Raw genomic sequence first — 2163 nt, 5'->3', positions numbered from 1 at the left:
ACAAGAACCCCAAGCCGTTCATCTGGACGAAGACCGCGGACGACATCCTCGACACCCTCGCCGCATACTGCACACGAATTAACGACTCAGGACACGAGGATCGTGCCGACCAGCCGCCGGGCACGCAGCCGCCCAGGGGTGAAGCAATGGAAGTTGTGTGGGGGGCATCAGCATAGGGGGGCACGGTCGGCGACGCTACGCCGAACACCCAGTGGCCGCGGTCCGACACCGCTACTGACGGGAAGCGACCATCTTCACGCCGGCTTGCCGCAGCAAACCTCCTGTTGCCGTCAGACTCACCACCACGCTCACCAGGACGCACGCCGCCGTGAGTGTCGCCAGCATCCCCCATTCCACGCTCAGAGGGGCTTCACCGCCGAACACCTCCAGTGCTCCCTGGTAGGCCCGTGCTCCCACGGCGACCACGCCAGCCGCGACCAGTACGCCCAGAACGGAGGTGGACAGCGCCTCCCACAGCGCCATGCGGCGCACCTGCGTCACGCTGACGCCGAGCATCCGCATGCCCGCGATCTCGCCTCCGCGCCTGCTGTACGACATGACCAGCGTGCCCGCCACGGCGATCAGCGCGTACAGCGACGAGGGCATCGTCAGCACGCCTAGTACCAGCTTGTTGAGCCGGTCCTGGTCGGTCGCCTTCTCGCTGAACCACTCGGCGGACGGCACCACCCGCACTCGTTCGGCGCCTACCTGCGCGGTCAGTTCGGCGGCCACCGTCCCCGGCGAGTCGACGGCCTTCCCGTCGATTAGCACGGAAGCGCGCGACGGAGCCGCTGCCGTGCCCGCCGCACCGCTCGGCAGGAGCACCGACGGCACGACCGACCCCCCTTCCAGTACCGTCGCGACCCGGGCCTCGACCGGCCGGCCGCCGAAGACCCCGTAGGTCACCTTCGATCCCGCGCGGTGCCCGTACCAGTCGGCGAACTCCCGTGAAACGGCGACTGCGCCCGGCCGCAGCTGGGCGAGCGATCCGTCCACCACGGAGATCCGGTGCGTACGGGCCATGGTTGCCGGGTCCGCGACCGCCGCCTGTTCCTTCCACACCGAGTGTTGTCCGGCCACGGCCACATCCAGCTCGGCGGGCGTCGAAACGGCCGCCACCCTCGGGTCGGCCCGCAGCGCCTTCAAGACGTCCGCGCTCAGGGTGTCCCCCCGAGCGGGTTCCACAACGAGTTGCGCGACCGTGCGTGCCCGGTCGTCCGCCTCGGTCGCCGCTCCGGTGGTGGACAGCACCGTCGTGAACGCGCCGACGACGGCAAGGATCGCCAGCACCGGCCCCACCAGGGACGCCGTGCGCCGCCGCGACGTGCGCACCGACTCCGCGGCCAGCCGCCCGGCCACCGGATCGGCCCAGCGCAAGGGCAGCGCCAGCAGCCGCAGAAGTGGGGGGAGACACACCGGACCCAGCAGCGTGGTGGCCACGGCCAGCGCCATCGTGCCAAACAGCGCCAGCGGAGTCGCCGCCTCGGCCCCGGCGCCGGGTGCCAGCGCCACCATCACCACACCGGTCCCCAGCGTCAGCAAGCCCGTCACCCAGCGCCCTGCCGTCATGGTCCTGGCGTCCAGGTCCGCCTCGCGCAGCGCCTCCGACGGGTGCACCCGGGCGGCGCGGCGAGATGCGGCCAGCGTGCCCAGGACAGCCATGGACAGTCCGCTGCCCGCAGCGAACAGGAGCGGCCCGAGCAACGGTCCCGGGCGCAAATCGACTGGTGCCAGGCCAGTGCCGTTCAGCGCCCTCACGGCGACGGGAGCGGCCACGGCGGCGACCGCGCACCCGGTGAGGACGGCCGGCACCGCCACCGCCAGCGACTCGCCGAGCACCATCCGGCGCACCTGCCCCCGCCCGCGCCGGTCAGGCGCAGCAACCCCATGTCGCGGCGCCGCAGGGCGATTTCGAACGCGCAGGTGCCGGCGACGACGAACACCGTGACGAACGCGGACACCACGCCCGCCATCGCCAGCACGCTCTGCACCCCGCCCATGTCTACGTCACCGCTGGTCAGGGTGTGTGCCGTGCCTGTCCCGTCGGTCAGGGTCACCGATGACTTCCGGCTCTCCGGTCGCTTCCGTGGGTCGCTGACCTGGGCTGATGCGCAGAACACGCCGTATCCCGGCTACGTTTCGACGTACGAAGGTACGAAACGG

2 protein-coding genes are annotated in these 2163 nt (G+C 71.2%); one reads left to right on the top strand and one right to left on the bottom strand.

The genetic code is table 11. From position 1 onward, the window contains the following. Window positions 1–231: 231 nt before the first annotated feature. Window positions 232–1842, bottom strand: coding sequence for an FtsX-like permease family protein (locus H300_RS28570; protein ID WP_486583998.1), 1611 nt, complete (start codon window positions 1840–1842; stop codon window positions 232–234). A 102-nt stretch (window positions 1843–1944) separates the two neighbouring features. Between H300_RS28570 and H300_RS32750 the strand changes: the two genes are divergently transcribed. After that, on the top strand, window positions 1945–2163 hold a 219-nt coding region (locus H300_RS32750; RefSeq protein ID WP_486583997.1), incomplete at its 3' end, for a hypothetical protein.

The sequence above is a fragment of the Streptomyces sp. TAA040 genome (assembly GCF_000424845.1).
Note: the sequence above shows the minus strand (reverse complement) of the source record. Positions and strands in the feature narration are given on the sequence as shown.

Excerpts from the sequence above, each read along its gene's own strand:
- H300_RS28570 (WP_486583998.1), bottom strand. The coding sequence starts at position 1,842 with ATGGTGCTCGGCGAGTCGCTGGCGGTGGCGGTGCCGGCCGTCCTCACC.